At 37.5% G+C, this 16,313-nt stretch carries 17 protein-coding genes; 5 read left to right on the forward strand and 12 right to left on the reverse strand.

Translation table 11 applies throughout. The annotated features are described in order from the left end of the window. The first annotated feature begins 687 nt into the window (after positions 1-687). Positions 688-1,104 (forward strand): nucleoside-diphosphate kinase, encoded by a 417-nt coding sequence (locus LF887_RS09390; RefSeq protein ID WP_034707297.1) that lies wholly within the window; start codon positions 688-690, stop codon positions 1,102-1,104. An 87-nt stretch (positions 1,105-1,191) separates the two neighbouring features. On the opposite strand, the gene LF887_RS09395 is transcribed toward LF887_RS09390, so the two are convergent. Then, positions 1,192-3,039 carry an alpha-L-fucosidase gene (locus LF887_RS09395; RefSeq protein ID WP_236858876.1) on the reverse strand — a complete coding sequence of 616 codons (1,848 nt, stop codon included), beginning with the start codon at positions 3,037-3,039 and terminating at the stop codon, positions 1,192-1,194. 361 nt (positions 3,040-3,400) lie between these two features. Between LF887_RS09395 and LF887_RS09400 the strand changes: the two genes are divergently transcribed. From LF887_RS09400 to LF887_RS09410, 3 genes are read left to right on the forward strand one after another with little or no spacing between them, the layout of a single operon-like run. Further along, the gene (locus LF887_RS09400; protein ID WP_236858878.1) at positions 3,401-3,622 is read left to right on the forward strand and encodes a hypothetical protein; all 222 of its coding nucleotides are present in this window, start codon (positions 3,401-3,403) and stop codon (positions 3,620-3,622) included. Between the two features lie 2 nt (positions 3,623-3,624). Continuing rightward, positions 3,625-4,722, forward strand: a complete 1,098-nt coding sequence (locus LF887_RS09405; protein WP_236858879.1) for a DUF692 family multinuclear iron-containing protein — start codon at positions 3,625-3,627, stop codon at positions 4,720-4,722. Between the two features lie 36 nt (positions 4,723-4,758). Then, positions 4,759-5,244 (forward strand): DUF1772 domain-containing protein, encoded by a 486-nt coding sequence (locus tag LF887_RS09410; protein WP_236858881.1) that lies wholly within the window; start codon positions 4,759-4,761, stop codon positions 5,242-5,244. A 212-nt stretch (positions 5,245-5,456) separates the two neighbouring features. Here LF887_RS09410 and rpe read toward each other — a convergent pair whose 3' ends face one another. Together rpe and LF887_RS09420 are read right to left on the reverse strand one after the other, a co-directional pair. Further along, complete coding sequence (rpe, locus tag LF887_RS09415) at positions 5,457-6,107, reverse strand: ribulose-phosphate 3-epimerase (RefSeq protein ID WP_236858883.1); 651 nt, start codon at positions 6,105-6,107, stop codon at positions 5,457-5,459. A 121-nt stretch (positions 6,108-6,228) separates the two neighbouring features. Beyond that, complete coding sequence (locus LF887_RS09420; protein ID WP_236858885.1) at positions 6,229-7,302, reverse strand: M28 family peptidase; 1,074 nt, start codon at positions 7,300-7,302, stop codon at positions 6,229-6,231. A 51-nt stretch (positions 7,303-7,353) separates the two neighbouring features. Here LF887_RS09420 and LF887_RS09425 point away from each other — a divergent pair, with 51 nt between their 5' ends. Beyond that, on the forward strand, positions 7,354-8,058 hold the full coding sequence (locus tag LF887_RS09425) for a DUF4294 domain-containing protein (protein WP_236858887.1): 705 nt from the start codon (positions 7,354-7,356) through the stop codon (positions 8,056-8,058). Positions 8,059-8,081: 23 nt separating this feature from the next. Here LF887_RS09425 and LF887_RS09430 read toward each other — a convergent pair whose 3' ends face one another. The 9 genes from LF887_RS09430 to LF887_RS09470 all read right to left on the reverse strand — a co-directional run bounded on the left by LF887_RS09430 (position 8,082) and on the right by LF887_RS09470 (position 16,312). Further along, positions 8,082-8,498, reverse strand: coding sequence for an NUDIX domain-containing protein (locus LF887_RS09430; protein ID WP_236858889.1), 417 nt, complete (start codon positions 8,496-8,498; stop codon positions 8,082-8,084). A gap of 149 nt (positions 8,499-8,647) precedes the next feature. After that, a complete protein-coding gene (locus tag LF887_RS09435) occupies positions 8,648-9,700 on the reverse strand; it encodes a hypothetical protein (RefSeq protein WP_236858891.1) in 1,053 nt (350 codons plus the stop codon). A 411-nt stretch (positions 9,701-10,111) separates the two neighbouring features. Next, entirely contained in the window at positions 10,112-10,570 is a 459-nt protein-coding gene (locus LF887_RS09440; RefSeq protein WP_236858893.1) for a hypothetical protein, read from the reverse strand. A 180-nt stretch (positions 10,571-10,750) separates the two neighbouring features. Further along, positions 10,751-11,155, reverse strand: a complete 405-nt coding sequence (locus LF887_RS09445) for a hypothetical protein (RefSeq protein WP_236858895.1) — start codon at positions 11,153-11,155, stop codon at positions 10,751-10,753. 125 nt (positions 11,156-11,280) lie between these two features. After that, entirely contained in the window at positions 11,281-11,802 is a 522-nt protein-coding gene (locus LF887_RS09450; RefSeq protein WP_236858896.1) for a hypothetical protein, read from the reverse strand. Positions 11,803-11,822: 20 nt separating this feature from the next. Further along, positions 11,823-13,316 (reverse strand): hypothetical protein, encoded by a 1,494-nt coding sequence (locus tag LF887_RS09455; protein ID WP_236858898.1) that lies wholly within the window; start codon positions 13,314-13,316, stop codon positions 11,823-11,825. Between the two features lie 307 nt (positions 13,317-13,623). Then, the gene (locus tag LF887_RS09460; protein WP_236858900.1) at positions 13,624-14,625 is read right to left on the reverse strand and encodes a hypothetical protein; all 1,002 of its coding nucleotides are present in this window, start codon (positions 14,623-14,625) and stop codon (positions 13,624-13,626) included. Between the two features lie 53 nt (positions 14,626-14,678). Then, the gene (locus tag LF887_RS09465) at positions 14,679-15,197 is read right to left on the reverse strand and encodes a hypothetical protein (RefSeq protein ID WP_236858902.1); all 519 of its coding nucleotides are present in this window, start codon (positions 15,195-15,197) and stop codon (positions 14,679-14,681) included. 197 nt (positions 15,198-15,394) lie between these two features. After that, positions 15,395-16,312, reverse strand: coding sequence for a hypothetical protein (locus tag LF887_RS09470; RefSeq protein ID WP_236858904.1), 918 nt, complete (start codon positions 16,310-16,312; stop codon positions 15,395-15,397). Position 16,313 lies beyond the last annotated feature (1 nt).

A 16,313-nucleotide genomic window follows, 5' to 3' on the forward strand; every position in this document is an offset into this window, starting at 1 on the left:
ATATCTCATAAATAGGAGTTGTAACAGATTGGCATAGATCAACCTGTCAGTTAGCTGTATGTCACATAAAATGAAATGATGGCACATAATGCTGTTATTTGTGACTTTATGTCATTTCTGTCAGACTCAAAAAGAGATTTAAATTAGCCTTTTTTTTATTTTTTGAAAAATTTGCCGTTTGCGGTTAAAAAAGGTCATGCTTATAAATATGGTTAAACACCGGTTTGAAATAAAAAATGATTTTTTTTTACTTTTTCCATTAATTTTTTTTAGCTTTTGGAATAAGTCCACTTTTTCGGAAGAGTTTTTTTGATATTAACTCTACTTTTTTTGATTTTATTCTATCCTATAATTTCTGAATTTGTAAAGACAATAAAAAAGTTGTTTATGTCATTGACTACTATTGAAGCAATGTCATGAAGATATGATTCTATATGGTTTTTCAGGCTGTAATATCATTAAAGAAGTGGTGTGTTTTTTGCCAATAAAAAACCCAGCCGAAGCTGGGTAAAAACTAATAACCATGAAAACTCAAATTAAACATGAGAATCGAAATAAAATAAACAATTACTGTGCCAAACTTTAGTACATGATTTCTTAATAAAAGTTATTTTTGTGTTAAAAAAAATTAAAATAAAAATCAAAGATATTTTTTGTAATTTTGCGCCATTAAAAAAATATACATTTATGTCTAACATTACATTCACTATGATTAAGCCTGATGCAGTTGCTGACGGACATATCGGTGCAATATTGGGTAAGATTGCTGAAGGAGGTTTTAAAATCAAAGCTTTAAAATTAACTCAGCTTACAGTTGCTGATGCAAAAAAATTCTATGAAGTACACGCTGAAAGACCATTTTATGGTGAATTAGTAGAATTTATGAGCTCTGGTCCTATCGTTGCTGCTGTTCTTGAAAAAGATAATGCAGTGGAGGACTTCAGAACATTAATTGGTTCTACGAACCCTGCTGATGCAGCAGAAGGTACAATCAGAAAAATGTTTGCAAGAAGCATCGGGGAAAATGCAGTTCACGGTTCAGATTCTGACGAGAATGCATTGATCGAAGCTCAGTTCCATTTTTCAGGAAGAGAGATTTTCTAAGCAGATCATCTTACAAAATAAAAATCCGGAGAATCATTTTTCTCCGGATTTTGTTTTTTATATCAAATCTCAGCGCCAGAGCCATTTCTAAAGATTGTTTTCAATAGCGCCTACCTTTTCTCTGTAAAGTTCAAGAGGTTTATTTAGCAAGACGGCAATCACAGTCATATTTTTATCAATCTTTTCTTTCGGAATATCAATATAAATAATACCAGGCCTGTCACTCCAGTAAAGTTTATTGTAGATATCGTGAGACAGTAATGTTCCTTCACCTACAATTCTAATTCTTGAAATTTCGTTTTTTATTCCTTTTACAGCAATGGGCCCAGAAGGAATTCCTTCAACGAAAAGATAGAGCGTCTGTTTATCTTTTGAAAGAGCACTCATTCCTGAATAATGACCTCCAGGTAACCCTTTTTCCGTTTCAAAAATAGCCTCCGCATTTTTACTGATCCAGTTTATTATTTCAGGATTGGTTTTAGCTGTTTTCTTAATCTTTATATCAAGGCCGCCACTGGTAAGTCCGGAAAAACTAAGAAGATTATCTGTATTCTGAAAGCTATTGATTAAATCATATACAGCCAATTTAGTGTTTTTATTTTCCAGAAGCTGATGGAGTGGTATTGCTTCATTTTTAAAATCTGTGAGGAAAATGGATGGAATATCAAAAACCAATTCTACAACAGTGACATCTTTGTCAAACTTAACTTTTGAGAAGTTCAGCGTCAGCGTTTTTTCATGATTATAATCCATGTCAATTACAGCCTGATCATCTCCAATGATACTTGCTGAGCTGGGTTTCGTTGCCAATCCATAGATCTTTGTAAAACTTTTAACTTCTTCCAGATAAAGGAACAGCGATTTTTTTGAGGCTGATAAACCTGATTTTCCTTTATAATTTTCAAACGGAATTCCGTGGTCTGTTTCATAGACCGCTTTTTTGTTCTTAGAAGTCCATCTGCCTAGGTTTTTTAATATTTCGACCTGTTTTTCAGGTAAGGTTCCATCAGATTTTGGCCCGATATCAAGAAGAAGATTGCCTCCCATACTGATGACATCTGCCAGTGTGCGGATGATCATATTAGGCGTTTTGTAATGAGTGTCGTAAGGTTGATATCCCCAGGAGTCATTCATGGTATAGCAAAGCTCCCAGTACGGATGCAGAGGAGCAGTAACCGGAATACCCTGTTCAGGAGTATCATAGTCTCCATGATTATTGAGCCTGGAATTGATAATAATATTGGAATTGTATTTTTTAAGAAGATTCAGGGTCTGGGAAGATTCCCATTCTTCAGAAGTATGTTCCCAATCTCCGTCAAACCATAACAGATCGGGCTTGTATTGAGTTGAAAGCTCTGTAAGCTGAGTTTGATAATATTGAATAAAATTCTGCCATCGTTTTGGGTCATTTTTTATTTCATAACGTTTTTTTGTCCGCGTGTTGATGTCGTAATAAGGATGACTCCAGTCCGGAAGTGAAAAGTAAAGCCCCGTCTTCAATCCTGAATTTTTAAGAGAAGAAATGAAAGGACTTAAAACATCTTTTTTTGCTAAAGAATTATGAGGAATAGTAGTCGCATTTTCTGCTTTAGAGTTCCAAAGGGAAATACCGTCATGATGTTTTGTCGTAATGACTGCGTATTTGGCCCCCGATTCTTTAATCAGGTTTACCCATTGTTCAGGCTGATATTTTGAAGCTGAAAAACCATTCAGCTGTTTCATATAATTATCATGATTAATATAATTGTTGAAGAATGACCAGGATTCAGAGATTCCGTTCACGGAGTAAATTCCCCAATGAATAAAAATTCCCAGTTTGGCATTTTTGAACCATTCCATTTTATTGCTGTTTTCAACTGACTGAACCTGCGCATCGATACTTTTTGCTGATACGATCAATCCAAGGAAAACAGCTTTAATCAGACCATTTTTCATGTATATATTTATTTTAATATTAAATATAAATAAAGAATATTAGAGTATAGAATAGTTTGCTCTTATTTACTGATAATTCATCACAGAACGTTCCTTTTTTTGTTGTATCTTTATTCTGAGCCTATTTTTTTAAATGTTCTCTGTCAAATTAGAAGCGATATTTCCGAGGTTGTCCGCTGACAGATTGTCGTTAATGTAAGGGTTTACCAATGGTTCTGCTGCTATCGATATGAACATACATCGATCTCAGAAATGGAGAAAACTGTAACATAAAGACTGTTCAGAAGATAGTGCAGAAAGTAGAAAAGCAGGGGGATGATTATAAATGGAACACTTATTGTAAATTTATCTAAAAGAAATTATGAAAATTCCAACAATATTAATGGCTGGATTATTAGCAGCAGGAGTGTCTGCACAGACGACAAAACCTGCGGGTAAGACTAAAAAGCCTGTAAAGAAAGTAAAAAAAGCAACCAGTCCCGATACTCCTGAGAAACCAAAACCGGGGATTCCTAAAACGGTTGTAAAAAAAGATACCCTTGTTCTTCGCGGGCATGGCTGTCCGGCCTGCGGAATGGGATAAAAATGACAAAGCCACTATTGGGATTATCAATGATGCCGGAAACAGATTTTGTTTCTGCTGTTTTGCCACTGTTAGAGTCCAGTTCTGTGGATGTACTGGAGTGGTCATTTGATACTTTTTATGATGCAAAAGAGCCTGCCTGGCTGAATGAATTACTGAATTTTTATTCAGAAAATAACCGCCTGATCGGACATGGTGTTTATTACTCATTATTTGATGCCATATGGACCGAAAGGCAGGAGATTTGGCTTAAAAAATTAAAAGAAGAAGTTCATAAAAGAAATTATAATCATATCACCGAACATTTCGGTTTTATGAATACTGAAAATTTTCATCAGGGCGTACCTCTGCCCATATCCTTACACCCTAAAACATTACAGATTGGAAAAGACAGACTCTACAGGCTTCAGGATACCGTTAATATCCCTGTAGGCATAGAAAATCTGGCATTTTCCTTTTGCATAGATGATGTGAAGGAACAGGGAGTTTTTCTGGATCAGCTTGTAGAGGATACAAATGGTTTTCTTATTCTAGATCTTCATAATATCTATTGTCAGGCTTGTAATTTTGATGTTGGTATGCAGGAGATTATCAGTTTGTACCCTTTGCATAAAGTTAAGGAAATTCATCTTTCCGGGGGAAGCTGGCAGGAAAGTGCCTATGGAAAAAAGCAGATCAGGAGAGATACCCATGATGATCTTATTCCCGAAGAAATTGTATCTATTCTGCCTTCTGTACTGGCTCAGTGTCCTGATTTGGAATATATAATCATAGAAAGGCTGGGGAGTACAATAAAAACAGACAGTCAAAAGAAAGACTTTTTTAATGATTTTAAGAAGGTTGAAAAAATAACTGAAGCTTCAGATCATCAGATCTGTAAGAAAGATAACTGGTTGAAAAAAACTGTTGAATTTCCAGAAAAGCCAATAGAGGATTTGATTTTATATGAAGAACAGACCAGACTTACAAAGCTTCTTTTTGACAGTAAAGGATCTGGCATCATCAAAGAAGAGTCTTTTCATTATTTCAAAACTGAAAATTGGGATCCTGAAATGATACGCACTGCCAGTAATATTATTAAAAATTGGAATCCTTATTAATTTCGCTCTGATCACCACAAATTAAATGATATGAAAATGACAACATTAGTATTACTCATTACTGCTGTCCTTACTGCTTTAATAGGAGGGCTTTTTTATGCATATTCTTGCTCTGTAGTCCTGGGGCTTGGAAAGCTGTCAGATGCTGAATATCTGAAGGCTATGCAAAGTATAAATCGTGAAATTTTAAATCCCGTATTCTTTATGAGTTTTATAGGAACGGCCATTCTTCTTCCGATATCGGTTTTTCTGTTTCGTGGCCAGCAGCCTGTTTTTATCTTTCTTTTGATAGCGGCATTAGCTTATCTGATAGGCGTCTTTGGAGTTACAGTAGCCGGAAATGTTCCGATGAATGATACTTTGGATAAGTTTGATATATCCACTTCAACGGCAGAGGCTATTAAACAGATGCGTGACAACTTTGAAAGCCGATGGAATTTCCTGAATAATATAAGAACGTCTTTTTCCGTGATCAGTATAATTCTGGTGGTCTGTTCCTGTATCTGGAATAGAGAATTTTAAAAAAGAAGAATCATATAAGTGGAAATACTTAAAAACAAATTCAGTATTTCTACGGATGCGCAGGTTCTGTTTTATTCGGACCTTTGGGTTATAACAAGACAAAGAATAACATTTTTTAAATGTTGAAAAAAAATAATAACCAGGACGACTTAAATTCCACAAAGAAGAAAGGCAGCCAATGGCTGCCTTTCTTCTTTGTATAAATATCTTTTTTAGATCTTCAAAAGTTCAATCGTTCTTTCCGGGTTTTCTGTAGAAAATACAGCATTTCCCGCTACTAAAACATCAGCTCCGGCTTCAAATAATTTTGAAGCATTATCAAGATTAACTCCTCCGTCAACCTGAATAAGAGCTGTAGAATTGTTGCTTAAAATCAAATCTTTCGTTTCAGCAATTTTCTTGTACGTATTTTCAATGAATTTCTGCCCCCCAAATCCTGGATTCACACTCATTAGTAATACAAGGTCTACATCTGCAATAATGTCTTCAAGCATTAAAACGGGAGTAGAAGGGTTAAGAACTACACCTGCTTTAGCGCCTCTGCTCTGAATATGATGAATCGTTCTGTGAAGGTGTGTACAAGCCTCGTAGTGTACCGACACAAGATCTGCACCATGATTGATGAATTCATCAACATATTTTTCAGGTTCCACGATCATAAGGTGAACATCTACGAATTTTTTGGCATGCTGCTGTACCGTTTTCATTACCGGAAAACCAAATGAAATATTGGGTACAAATCTCCCGTCCATTACATCAATATGGAACCAGTCAGCCTGAGATCTGTTCAGCATTTCAATATCTCTTTGCAGATTCCCAAAGTCTGCCGATAAAAGGGATGGAGCAATAAGCTTCGTTTTCATTTTTACTTTTTATTAGATATTTAGAGGCAAGAGCCAGGAACCAAGATATGAGTTGTAAACTTAGAGTTTATCTGTATACCTATTTGGGGTCTTGAATCTTGTGTCTTGAATCTTGATTCTATTAATGATACTTCAGTTTCATTTCCGGCTTGATCTTCAGAACAGTTTCGTAGATAAGTTTGATGACATTTCCTACGTCTTCTTTAGATACCATTTCTACTGTGGTATGCATATAACGCAAAGGTAAGGAAATTAAAGCACTTGGTACCCCGCCGTTAGAATGAGCGAAAGCATCAGTGTCTGTTCCCGTAGCTCTGCTAGCTGCAGCTCTCTGATATGGGATTTTTTTTGCCTTTGCGGTATCAATGATCAATTCCCTGATCGTATGATGAACACTTGGAGCAAAGAATACCACAGGACCATCACCACATTTTTGATCACCTTCTTTCTTCTTCTCAATCATCGGAGTGGTAGTATCATGAGTAACATCAGTTACAATTGCGATATTGGGTTTGATGGTGTCAGCAATCATATCTGCTCCGTATAAACCTACCTCTTCCTGTACAGAATTGGTAATATAAAGCCCGAAAGGAATGGATTTTTTATTTTCCTTTAAGAGTCTTGCTACTTCTGCAATCATAAATCCGCCGATTCTGTTATCCAGAGCTCTGCACACAAAGTATCTGTCATTCATCTCAAAGAACTCATCAGGGTAGGTGATCATACATCCTACAAAAATTCCCAATTCTTCCACTTCTTTTTTAGAGGTAGCCCCGCAGTCGATAAAAATATTTTCAATTTTTGGAATCGGTTCATTCTGGTTACCTCTGGTATGGATAGCCGGCCATCCGAAAACTCCTTTTATAATTCCTTTTTCCCCATGGATGTGTACCACTTTCGAAGGGGCAATCGTCTGATCAGAACCTCCGTTTCTAATTACATAGATTAATCCGTCATCTGTAATATAATTAACATACCAGGAAATTTCATCTGCATGGGCCTCAATGACTACTTTGAATTCAGCCTCAGGATTGATAATCCCATAACACGTTCCATAATGGTCTACTTCAATTTTGTCTACATAAGGTTCGATGTAATCCATCCATACCTTCTGCCCTTCATGTTCATAACCTGTTGGAGAGGACGTATTTAGATATTTCTCTAAAAATTTCAAAGATTTCTTTTCAAATTTCATAAAAAGGAATGATTTTTGCGTTTAATTTTTGTTATTATAAGTGTAAAAATAATGAATTTTAGTAAGATTATCTGTCTTTTTATTTTCTTTTTTGGAGTCAGTGTTTTTGGTCAGAAAGATGGAGTGGTCGCAAAACCCCTCAATCAATATCCCGCTGAATCCCTGAAAGTAGATGAATTTGGTAATAAATATTATTACGACGAACTGCAGAAAGTGAAGATCTATGAGATCAACGGAGAGCCTGTAGTCGTGTTGGATGAATTGGTTTTGGTGAATAAACCGAGATTTAATAATCAGCTGGATAAAAATTATTATTACTTTCTCAACAAAAAGCTATATAGAGTATATCCGTTATTTGTAACTGCTTTACAGCAATACAGAGACATTCAAAAGGATATGAATGATATGGACAGCAAAGCGAAAAGAAAGTTCGTAAGAGAAAGACAGAATATGCTGGCTGATCAATATGAAAAACAGCTGAGAGATCTTACAACAACGGAAGGACAGGTTTTTGCAAAACTGATGAACAGGGCTACCGGTAAAAACGTTTACGAAATCATTAAAGAACTGAGAGGTGGGTGGAGCGCTTTCTGGTGGAATGTAAAAGGTAAAATGGCGGATATTGATTTGAAAGACCGCTATGATCCACACAATAACAGAAGTGATGAATTCGTAGAATCATTGCTTCAGTCCAACTGGAATTCGGGCTATCTGCAGCCTTATCCGGGATCTAACGATTTTAAAGTGAAAAAATAATATAAGAATACCTGTAAGAATGCTTACAGGTATTTTTCTTTTAATTTATCAAATACAATCTGATCCACAGGAAGAGGAAAAGGATTATCCGGTCTGTCTATTTCAATCCATTCCGTTTTTTCGATGCATGGATCCAGAATCAGGAAATCTTCTTCATTGACAATATCTACTATATAATATAGGGTAAGAAGCTGCTCATTTTTTTTGAATCTGGAAACCAGAAAGTTTTCCTGAGTATAAAGATGTTCAGCAATATCTACCTTCACATTAAGCTCCTCATCAAATTCGCGGTGCAGGCACTCTAAGACTCCTTCGCCATACTCCAAACCTCCTCCCGGAAATTTCATTAAAGGTTCACCGGCATATTCCTCAAATAAAGTCAGTACTTTTTTATCTTTTACCACACAGCCGTACACTCTAATGTTGATCTTATTTATCATATATATAATGTATAATATTTTGTATAGCTAATGTAAGGAAATAAGTGCAAAGAGCAAAGGTTAAAGTATCTGTAATGCTTGAGGAGAAATTGTATTAAGATATGTAAGATCATTTATTTTGAATAAATACTTACTGTAATATTTTAGGACTATACATTATCCGGATGTAATATTTGTTTCCATATACTGTTTTCAAGTCTGAGCAAAAATTTATCGGTGACTGCCCAAAGTACAGATTCGGTAGCTTCGAGTGCTTGAATTGTGATATTTGTGAAAGTTTTATTCAATCCAAAATTAACAGGTATCAATTTTACCCCCTCTAATTGAAATAGTCCAGAAGTAGTTCCAACATAGATGATTCCCTTAAAATTTTGAACTACCCAAAAATTTAGATCTTTTCGGTCAAGTTTGATTTGGCAGAATCCATCTGTTGCATTTCCTGACAGCAATGTTCCATTGTCTCCGCATATATATACCTGATCTGCAGAGACGCAATGGATATAATGAAGATACTCCTTAGTTGAGCTTTTTAAATAATTCCATGATATGCCATTCCAATAGATAATTATTCCATTATTTCCGCAAGCATAGATTTCATTATCTGATAGGCCGGCAATGTATTCAAAGTTAGGAATGGTCATTGCTTTTTCTGTGAGTTCAACAATATTATTAATATCATCTTCCATATTTGTGAGTAATTCCAAATTCCGAGAGGCCTCATCAGCAATAGCTGCTGCGATTTGAACCCAGCCTTTATCATCTCTCCGATAAATACGACCAATTGCACCACAAGCATATGCTTTTTGGCCTATATATCTTATCGCAGAGAAAGTTAGTCCATTATCTCTGTTTGTTTCTGAACTCATTGCTGGGATTTCCTCTTCTATAATCTCTGTAGAATTGAATATCTGCAGTTGTCCGTAGTCACTTAATGCATAGCATGCTCTTGGAAGACTATCTGATTTAGGCCTGAGTACTATTGAAATAATGGTGCGGTTGGGAATATCATGATGTGTCCACTCTATTTTAGGTGAAAGGTTGAGGATGAATATCCGGGTAAACTCAATTTCATAATTAAGATTATCGGGAACTGATGTAACGCAAAAAATGTCATCACTGACTGCGCATCCATCCCCAAATGAAATAGGTACTGGTTTGTTTTTTTTGTTCATTATTTTATTCATTAAATTAAAATATTTCATCAAATTATTTTTTTATACTTTAATAAAACTTGATTCAGGAATTTCAATTCGGTCGGTAGCCTCACATCATTGCATTCTATAAATAAAGCAAAATCAGGGTCTCCCATCCTTTGTATTTTGATTGTGATTTGTGGGGAGTTATTTATCAATAATTCCTGTTATGAGGGTCCAGATCTATCATTAAATATAAGGGAGGGAAAGAGAAAGGCTGTCTGTATTCCGAATAATTACAGACTAATTGGAAGAACAAGTGGCTAAGTGGGGATTCTGTTAGGGGGGCTGCTGTTTTCTAGCGTAGAAAAGTAGCTTGTTTAATTTAACTAAGAAGCTTTATTTAATTTGTCTTTTCCCTAAAATGCACGAATGCCATATTTTTTATACTGTGGGTAGAAAGAAGAAAAGCTTCTGCTGTTATGGATTGAATGGTATTCCCATTGAAACAATGATGACTCTATTTTCATTATTCAACGTGATGTGTAGTGTATGGTTGTTGAGAATCCAGCGTAATCGGCTTTCTTCAGGGTTTTTCCATTCTGGTTCACCAAGTAACGGGAAAAGGTCAGATTTCATTTGTTCGAATTTGATTCCGTATGGTAATTTTTCTTTATATACATGGAATTTGCCAATTCTGGCTCCATAATATCGTATGTTAGATAATACAAGGGCTCCGGCTGGGTATTTCCGTTTTCCTTCCTTAATTGATTCTGGATGAGAAAAGGTTAATTCAATTCCGGCTTTTTTGTTTTTAAGATAGGTGTCGTCGCAAGCATTGCTGAGTGGATTGGGAGTTTTATAAATATTGAGTTTATTCAGAAATTTTTTCAGACTTTTTTCTCCGTAGTATTGTGTCAAAAATTTAAAGTGCTTCATAATGTGAGTCGTTTTAATGTTGAGATTCAAAATTGCTTACTTATAGTTTCTTGATATTCTTTAGCTTTTGGAAAGTTAGTTTGAGTTTTGAAAGTAAAGGGGAGTTAATCTTCATCGCTTGTAGGTTTCTATCTTTTAGCATAGAAAAGTATGTTGTTTAATTTAACTAAGAACCTTATTTTACTTGTCTTTTATTTTGTTTTTAACGAAATCCAGATACTTTTTGTCTTCTCCTTCAAAAGCACGATTGCCATATTTTTTATACTGCGGGTGGAAAAGAAGAAATGCTTCATCCAGTTCTCCAAAGTCGTAGCAAATGGTTCCCTCAAGAAAGTTTACATATTCTTCAGATGCTTCTCCTGGTCCATATATTTTTCTCATTATGTTGAGCCATTGTTTTGCTTTTTCAGTGTTTCCAATTGACCTGTAGAAGATGGTAATACCATGTGAGGCTGACTGTGATAAATCGTATTCGGCTTTGGGTTCGGGGATTGCATCCCAAGAGGGAAGAAAGTCATTCTCCGCTTTTTTTATATCTCCAGACTCCCAGGCTTTCCTTCCTGAAGTTGCCAAAGATATTATCATTTTTTCCTGGTTTTTTTTAGTGCTTTTTTTTCCATATTACTCTACTGAAATTTCTGTTTTTGCATTACATGCTTCTCTATCATTCCCTGTTCTTAGCTTTAGTTCTTTCTGCGGTACAAACCTATTTACATGACGCTACGATCAACGATTATTCCAAGACTGATACAGCGGATTCCTTTTTCTCCTGCGTAATTTACTCGTAATTCGAACGTTTCGGAAACCCATAGGTCTACGTTATCTGAAAGCCCAAAGATCTTTGGATTCCCTAATGGGGCAGAGAGTGTCTCTCTTACTTTTTCCCTGCTCATCAAGAAATCCAGTCTATAGGGCAAAGGTTCCTTGTAGCAAAGCATTGTCTCTTTTTTCTTTGTTTTTATTAGATGATTCCAGAAGATTATGTTCGTCAGTATCCACGGCCCTTTATTACGAGGAGGAGAAAGTCTGTTCATAAAATCAATGTTTTCTAAATTTAATTGTAACCCTGCTTCGCCATTGCTCCACACTCGGTATCCTTTGACTGTAAGCCGATTTAAATCTTTTTCAGTAATCTCCAGTTTTGAGAAAATCATTTTGAGCTCTGGTGATTCTGAGTCTTTGCCAATTGCGGAAGTGAATTCTTCAATGCTTGGGAAGTTTATATTTTTCATCTGATAATTTATTTTGATAATTAAGTGCCGCATACATTGATTTCACTTTTCCATTCAACGTATCTCATGTTCAAAATGCTCTCAATCATTTGATAACTGTCATCCGTGTCATCGATATATTCAGCCTTTTCAACATTGGGAAATATTTCTCCAAAGTCTTTAAGGTAGAAATGTTTCCATCCCGGCTTATAATAAGCTCTTGTAAAACTGAAACTTTCTTTTGTAAAATGACTGGGAAGCAGTTCCGGTCCTAGTGATGCCCTTAACATGTCTAATTTTTCCTTGAAATTCCCGCTCTTGCTTAAGCAGGTATCCAATTGGGTGTTTTTGATGTTTAGAAAATTTCTGAAGTACGCCCACTTGGTATAATAGACTGCTAAAATTCCTTCGTTGTCAACAAGGGAATCCGGATGATCAGGGAAAAAATCTACGGGCATAATCTGCAATAGCCTTTCTCCTTCTTCCAGGAAGTCTTTGAGAATATTTTTAAGATCCAATTCTTCAATGAGATGATCATATGCTATGCCTGGTCCAGGCTGCAGATAAATCTTAGAATAAGGTCTTTCATCCTCAAGATTCCATTTTTCAATATGCTTATCGATTTCCATCTGAAGTTTGCCATCAGGGGAAGTTTTCCAAATTCTTTTCAGAATATTTTTAATATGCTTTTTTTTCAGCTTAAAGCCTGGGTGATCTAACAAATCCATTGCAATGCTGGAATCTGATAAGGCCAGCAGGTCGGGGAGTATCTTAAAGTAAGAGTCATAATAGGTTTTGAAGTCTGCCTGACCCAAAACAGTGATGCATGCTTGCATTACGGAAGAGTCGAAAGGTCCGAGAAAGCTTTTCATAAGTAATTCTACCACTTCATTCCCCTTGTTAATCGGAGCTTTGTAAACAAGATCTTGAAAGGTAAATGCGCTATTTTCATTTTTGGGACCTGTTAATAAGTATTCCATCTGGGAAATCCATTCTTTTTTTTTCATATCAGGTGGTGTAAATATTTTGCGATCATCAACGATTATTCCGAGACTGATACAGCGGATTCCTTTTTCTCCTGCGTAATCTACTGTTAATTCGAACGTTTCGGAAACCCATAGGTCTATGTTATCTGAAAGTCCAAAGATCTTTGGCTGTCCCAATGGGGTAGAGAGTATCTCCCTTACTTTTTCCCTGCTCATGGAGAAATCCAGTCTATAGGGCAAAGGTTCCTTGTAACAAAGTATTGTCTCTTTTTTCTTTGGCTTTTTTTCATGACCCCAGAAAATAATATCCGTTAAAATCCATGGTCTTTTATTGTAAACTAAATTCATAAAGTCAATTCTTTCGAAATTTAATTGTAACCCTGCCTCGTCATTGTCCCAAACTTGATAGCCTGCGATCTCCGAGAATTTCGTTAAATCTTTTTCAGTAATCTCCAGGTTCGAGAAAATTATTTTAAGCTCTGGTGATTCTGAGTATTTGCCAATTGCAGAAGTGAATTCTTCAATGCTTGGGAAGTTTATATTTTTCATCAGATGATTTATTTTGATAATTTTTATATTTTTTTGTACTTATTCTATGATTTAACAAGATCAGCCCTTGTAAAAAGATGTTGGAATATCCAGCCCGCCTAGGATCAGGAGATGTAAACTTATCTTCATTTTGCATAGATTTTTCTTTAAGCCATACATCCATTCGCACAACCCGCAAGCCTTCAGCGGCTGGCTATCTTGTCTGCTGCCGACCATGTATATCGAGTTGCGCGGTGCCCGGCTAGGGGATGGGTGGCGGGTTACCCATTAGGTGTATGCGCGTGGTCGGTCATGATGGCGTTGCAATTCAATCGCGCAGATCATCTCTATATCCAGTGCGCAGTACGCGAACCGACTCAATGCAATTATCCAGATTGTCGAAATTCACCCACATCAACAGGTCGGGGAGAAACCAGCGGGCGACTCCGAAAGTCTTATTGTCGTCCCAATGATCGGCCTTGCGACCGATGCGCTCCTCGAAAATGGATGGTGAATCATCGAAGCTCAGGCCGAATGGCAACGGGCCTCTCCAAGCTGTTGAAGTCCCCAGGCGATCACGGCACATGTTGATGCCTGCGAAGGAGGGGCGTCCATCGGGAGCCCGTCGTGCCCTATCGAAATACAACGCGAAGCCGAATTCATGTTTTCTATCGACGATCTCCTGTTCTGCCTCTGCCACAAGCCTGACGGAATCGAAGTCGCGGAACAGACTCTGGAATGCGGGGCTTGCGGGCGACTCCCCAAAGAGGTCGTACATCTGGTCCGGCATGGGATAGTGCCATGGTGGAAATGGCTCAGCCGATGCCGGCATCGGAATTCCCAGACTGATATCGAAGATGCCTGGCTGTTCTGGCTGATCAATACTCCCCGGCTGATAAGTCAGACGGATGTGGTAGTCGGGCAGCCACCAGGCGTCTCGCTTGTAAGCGTGCAGACGATCACCCCAGCCCGCCGCCGCCAGCTTTTCGCGGGCCGTGGCCCGATCATCTTCCCACTGCAAACTGAAGGGCAATTCACTGCCGACATACCGGCGCATGACATCCGGGATGCCTGACGTGACAGCCACGTTGGTGAAAATCAGCGTATTGCTCTTGCCATGTGAGGAGCCTTGCAGGCCCTCCCAATAGTTGCGCTCGCTGAAGGAAAACAGCATCCCCTGCGCGTTCACTCGCAAAATTGCTTCATAGGGGCTTTTTGCGGGGCGTGCCAGTTCGGGCCTGCGCTTGATACCCAGCGATTGAAACATGGCTTCGACGACTGGGTCGGTGACTCTTTTGCCAAAGAGAGTTGTTATGTCTTGAATATCCATGCGTATTGTGCTCTACACTTATTCCTATTCAGAAAACATTCGGTTCCGTCATTTTATTCTTCTACAGGCATGCCTAAACTGATGCAACGAATCCCCTTTTTCCCGGCGTAATCGATGGCTATTTTCATTGTTCCCAGAACCCACATGTCTATATTGTCTGAGAATCCTAATATCTCTGGTTGCCCTAGTTCTCGAGAGATTTTTTCTCTTACGGAAGCTCGACTCATGGAGAAATCCAGCCCGTATGGCAAGGCTCCTGTGTAACAGCTATTTGTTTTTTCTCGCCAGCCCCAAAAAATAACATCGGTTAGTACCCACGGACCTTCATCAATATCGTGATATGGAATTTCTCTCAATATCCCGATATCCTTGAATTCAAGTTGTAAGCCTGCGGAGTCGTCTGACCATAGCCGCTGCCCCTTGACATCCAACCGATAATCGTCAAGGTTCTTAATTTTGATCCCGATCTTGGAGAAAATAAGTTGAAGCTCCGAAGAGTCCGAGTCCCTGCCTATTGCGGAAATAAATTCTTCAATGCTTGGGAAATTCATATTTTTCATCATATTTTTCATCACATGATTTATTTTGATAATTTTTATATTTTTTTTGTACTTATTCTATAATTTAGCAAGATCAGCCCTTGTAAAAACATGTCGGAGTATCCAGCTTGCCTAGGATCAGGAGATGCGAATTTATCTTCATCTTGCACAGATTTTTCTTTAAGCCATACATTATTCACGGGCAGAATGGTATTTATCTAAGCTGCTTGTCAGTCGATGATATGTATGCCAACCGCAATGTTTACTTTTTCAGCAAAATCTGAACATGGCAAAAATATTGGTTCAGCAGGTAGTCTTGCCAAAGCAATATTCATGAGGGGATGAACGTATGATTCAGGATTCTTAAGTCCCATCCATTCGCGGATTCGTAAAAAAGAAAGAATCTCATAAGGAAAGAGAGCTCGACTTTCTACATCGAATTCATTTACCTTACTATGTTCTGTATTCCGTGTTTGTTCGAGATGAAAATCAGCCATGGATGATACAAAATGCTGTACCATATTAAGGTCATCTGTTTTCCAGTTTTTCAGTACGTCTGTGTATGGGCTCATATTCTTTGGATGTGAATAAGAATCCAGTACTATTTTTTTTGAAAAGGCATCCGCACAGAGAAACATTACAAACCAAAAATGACGATATAATTCTCCACATCGATGATAAGGATTTCTGCGGAGATCAAGAAGTGGAGTATCGAGACCGGCAATTAATGTTTCCAATATAGAGTATACATCTTTTTTCCATCCGGCGATGATGGAAAGTGAAAGAGTTAATGCAGCATTTGTAAGTAGCACACCACAATTAATGCTTCTGTCAAGGCCACTACTTATGAGCGCCGCATTTGTTTCGAGCATTGCCTTCGCGTATTTCGCGGAGAGTCCAAGGTGAATTCCATGCATCAAATTTTGATTTAGCAGGGCGCTTTCATAGTGGACAAGGTGCCAATGACTCAAATGCTCAAAATTCATGCTAATCAATGCGATGGAGTTCTTGTCGTTAGTCGAGTCAAGAGAGTCGAAAAATGCTAAGGGATCGTCGTGGAATAGCTGTTGCGTAACCGCATCTTCCGAGTCCTGTCGCAGCCAAGTACCTACATGTTTCTGTATTTTGTCAAAAGTTTTTTTATTCATT

Source organism: Chryseobacterium sp. MEBOG06 (assembly GCF_021869765.1).
Classification (GTDB): domain Bacteria; phylum Bacteroidota; class Bacteroidia; order Flavobacteriales; family Weeksellaceae; genus Chryseobacterium.

What these genes read in the sequence shown, in the direction of transcription:
- LF887_RS09390 (WP_034707297.1), top strand. Translation starts at nt 688, where the DNA reads ATGTCTAACATTACATTCACTATGATTAAGCCTGATGCAGTTGCTGAC.
- LF887_RS09395 (WP_236858876.1), bottom strand. Translation starts at nt 3,039, where the DNA reads ATGAAAAATGGTCTGATTAAAGCTGTTTTCCTTGGATTGATCGTATCA.
- LF887_RS09400 (WP_236858878.1), top strand. Translation starts at nt 3,401, where the DNA reads ATGAAAATTCCAACAATATTAATGGCTGGATTATTAGCAGCAGGAGTG.
- LF887_RS09405 (WP_236858879.1), top strand. Translation starts at nt 3,625, where the DNA reads ATGACAAAGCCACTATTGGGATTATCAATGATGCCGGAAACAGATTTT.
- LF887_RS09410 (WP_236858881.1), top strand. Translation starts at nt 4,759, where the DNA reads ATGACAACATTAGTATTACTCATTACTGCTGTCCTTACTGCTTTAATA.
- rpe (WP_236858883.1), bottom strand. Translation starts at nt 6,107, where the DNA reads ATGAAAACGAAGCTTATTGCTCCATCCCTTTTATCGGCAGACTTTGGG.
- LF887_RS09420 (WP_236858885.1), bottom strand. Translation starts at nt 7,302, where the DNA reads ATGAAATTTGAAAAGAAATCTTTGAAATTTTTAGAGAAATATCTAAAT.
- LF887_RS09425 (WP_236858887.1), top strand. Translation starts at nt 7,354, where the DNA reads ATGAATTTTAGTAAGATTATCTGTCTTTTTATTTTCTTTTTTGGAGTC.
- LF887_RS09430 (WP_236858889.1), bottom strand. Translation starts at nt 8,498, where the DNA reads ATGATAAATAAGATCAACATTAGAGTGTACGGCTGTGTGGTAAAAGAT.
- LF887_RS09435 (WP_236858891.1), bottom strand. Translation starts at nt 9,700, where the DNA reads ATGAAATATTTTAATTTAATGAATAAAATAATGAACAAAAAAAACAAA.
- LF887_RS09440 (WP_236858893.1), bottom strand. Translation starts at nt 10,570, where the DNA reads ATGAAGCACTTTAAATTTTTGACACAATACTACGGAGAAAAAAGTCTG.
- LF887_RS09445 (WP_236858895.1), bottom strand. Translation starts at nt 11,155, where the DNA reads ATGATAATATCTTTGGCAACTTCAGGAAGGAAAGCCTGGGAGTCTGGA.
- LF887_RS09450 (WP_236858896.1), bottom strand. Translation starts at nt 11,802, where the DNA reads ATGAAAAATATAAACTTCCCAAGCATTGAAGAATTCACTTCCGCAATT.
- LF887_RS09455 (WP_236858898.1), bottom strand. Translation starts at nt 13,316, where the DNA reads ATGAAAAATATAAACTTCCCAAGCATTGAAGAATTCACTTCTGCAATT.
- LF887_RS09460 (WP_236858900.1), bottom strand. Translation starts at nt 14,625, where the DNA reads ATGGATATTCAAGACATAACAACTCTCTTTGGCAAAAGAGTCACCGAC.
- LF887_RS09465 (WP_236858902.1), bottom strand. Translation starts at nt 15,197, where the DNA reads ATGAAAAATATGATGAAAAATATGAATTTCCCAAGCATTGAAGAATTT.
- LF887_RS09470 (WP_236858904.1), bottom strand. Translation starts at nt 16,312, where the DNA reads ATGAATAAAAAAACTTTTGACAAAATACAGAAACATGTAGGTACTTGG.